This window comes from Pseudoalteromonas sp. RB2-MNA-CIBAN-0110, assembly GCF_040309305.1.
Taxonomy (GTDB): Bacteria; Pseudomonadota; Gammaproteobacteria; order Enterobacterales; family Alteromonadaceae; genus Pseudoalteromonas; species Pseudoalteromonas arctica.
This window is the reverse complement of record NZ_JBEOOQ010000299.1, coordinates 1-244: the sequence shown is the minus strand read 5'-3', so window position 1 is coordinate 244 and position 244 is coordinate 1. Positions and strand designations below refer to the sequence as shown.

Annotated in this window: 1 protein-coding gene; it reads left to right on the top strand. The window is 67.6% G+C overall.

Going from position 1 to position 244, the window contains the following annotated elements; translation table 11 throughout:
- The coding region (locus AAEY68_RS21570; protein ID WP_350586885.1) for an isochorismatase family protein at positions 1-231 on the top strand (231 nt) is incomplete at its 5' end.
- Between the last annotated feature and the right edge of the window lie 13 nt (positions 232-244).

Below are 244 nucleotides of genomic sequence, written 5' to 3'. Positions count from 1 at the left end.
GCGCACGACGTGCGTCACCTGATCGTTGCCGGCGTCGCCACGCACTCGACCGTAGAAATGACCGTGCGCCATGCCGCCGATCTCGGCTATCGCGTGACCGTCGCGGCCGACGCCTGCGCGTGCGCGGATCGTCGGCAGCACGATGCATCGCTCGAGTCGATGCGCTTGATCGCGGGTATTTCCAGCGTGGCGGAGCTGTTCGGCCACGCGTCGCACACGGAGGGCACATGAACGTCTCGCACGC